The following is a 2,084-nucleotide window of genomic DNA, read 5'->3' on the forward strand; positions in this document are numbered from 1 at the left end:
CGGATTTGGGCCTGCTGCGGTGTTAAAAATCGCTTGCTTAGCCCGCTAAGCGGCGCGCTTTTCGCCTTGCATCAGGCCCAAATCCGACGAAACGCGATCCGGAAATAAAATGTCAACAGAGCCTAGGTTCTGTTGGCGGTATGGTTTGCGATCGCGTTTCACCGGGAAGCGTCCTGGAACAAGGCGCAGAGCGCGCCGACTTGTTCCCCGCGCAAGCTTGGTCTACGCTGGCCGCTATGTGCCTGATTGGTTTTGCTTTCCAAACACATCCGGTCTACACGCTGGTCATCGCCGCCAACCGTGATGAGTTTTTCTCTCGTCCCACCGCCTTCTCCCGCTGGTGGCAGCATCCACCTATGCTTGCCGGCCAGGACCTGCAGGCAGGCGGAACCTGGCTGGGCACAGACCGATCCGGTCGAATCGCCGCCCTGACCAATTTCCGCGATCCTCGTCGCACCCGCCAGGACCGGCGCTCTCGCGGCGAACTCCCCGTCGGGTTTCTGGCAAACACACAGACCGCAGAGCAGTACATCAGGGCCCTGCGGCCAAAGGCCCGCGAGTATAACGACTTCAATCTGCTGCTGGGCGATCAAACCGGGTTATGGTGCTACGAAAGCCGCGTGGATTTACTTAGCCAGATCACACCCGGTATTCACGCCATCTCGAATGGGCCTCTCGACGCACATTGGCCCAAGATGGAAAAACTCAAGACAGGCATGAAACAGGCCCTGGATTCAGACCAAGCCCTGTTTGCCTTACTGGCCGACCCGCAAACTGCCCCGCTCAACGAGTTACCCGATACCGGGATTGGTCAGGAATGGGAGCTGCTGCTGTCGAGCAGCTTTATCTCCAGTCCACTCTACGGCACTCGTGCCAGCACCCTGTTGACGATGAACAAATCCGGTCACATCCGCTGGACGGAGCGCAGTTTTTCTCAGCAGGGCCTGATCCAGACCATCCATCACGAATTCATGCAGGAGCCCGCATGAGCCACGCCCACTCACACCCCCATCCCCATGCAGCCAGCCGGCGCAGACTGGCCCTGGCGCTGATTCTGACGGGAGGCTATGCCGGCATTGAGTTCGTTGGGGGAATGTGGACAGGCTCGCTGGCACTGCTGTCTGATGCGGGCCATATGCTGACCGATTCAGCAGCACTGGCACTGGCACTGTTTGCGAGCGCCTGGTCACAGCGGCCAGCCAACAGCAGCAACAGCTATGGCTACGCCCGAGCAGAAATCCTGGGCGCTCTGGTCAACAGCCTGCTGATGCTGGCAATGATCGGCTGGATTGTGTTCGAGGCAATTGGGCGATTACTGCGTCCCAGCGTGGTCAACGGTGGTGGCGTCATGGTGATTGCAGCTGCGGGCCTTGGGGTGAATGTCCTTGCCGCCTGGATTCTGTCTGGCGACAGCCACAATATGAACTCACGGGCAGCCCTGCTGCATGTATTGGGAGATCTGCTGGGATCAGTGGCAGCCATCATGGCTGGCGCCGTGATCTGGCTTACCGACTGGCGACCGATTGATCCATTGTTGTCGTTGCTGGTCGCCATGCTCATCTTGCGCTCAACCTGGCTATTGATACGCCAGTCCAGCCACATGCTGATGGAAGGCGTTCCCGCACACCTCGACATGGAAGCTATCGGCCGGGCACTCGCCAAACAACCTGGGGTGCAATCGGTTCACGATCTGCATATCTGGCATCTTGGGCCGAATCGAATCGCCTTATCGGCCCATCTGGTCATTACCGAACCAGATCACTGGACCCGCCTGCTCGCCACCTGTCAGGCCATGCTGGCCAAAGACTTTCTGATAGACCATGTCACGCTGCAACCGTCTTGGTTTACCCAGCGTAGTGGCCATGTCATCCCGATCATTGAGCAAGCGGAAAAGCCGCACGCACACGACCACGCGCCACATTCCCCCCATCCTCTGCATCGACATTCACACTAGGCTCTGTTGACGTTTTGTTTCCGGTCGCGCCAGGCCGAGTTTTGGGGCAGGGCTAGGCAGGGTAAGCGTGGTTTAGCGGGCTAAATAAGCGAACCCTAACGACGCCATGCCCCAAAAATCGACCTGGCCC

General features: G+C 58.8%; 2 protein-coding genes. Both read left to right on the forward strand.

The window, feature by feature from the left end; translation table 11 throughout:
* Nucleotides 1–140 precede the first annotated feature (140 nt).
* Complete coding sequence (locus PZA18_RS23790; protein WP_284103383.1) at nt 141–989, forward strand: NRDE family protein; 849 nt, start codon at nt 141–143, stop codon at nt 987–989.
* Nucleotides 986–1,954: a cation diffusion facilitator family transporter gene (locus PZA18_RS23795; RefSeq protein ID WP_284103384.1), complete on the forward strand. Its 969-nt coding sequence runs from the start codon at nt 986–988 to the stop codon at nt 1,952–1,954. The genes PZA18_RS23790 and PZA18_RS23795 overlap by 4 nt, the downstream gene beginning before the upstream one ends.
* The last annotated feature ends 130 nt before the right edge of the window (nt 1,955–2,084 follow it).

Source organism: Parachitinimonas caeni (genome assembly GCF_030129945.1).
In the GTDB taxonomy this organism is placed as follows: Bacteria; Pseudomonadota; Gammaproteobacteria; order Burkholderiales; family Chitinimonadaceae; genus Parachitinimonas; species Parachitinimonas caeni.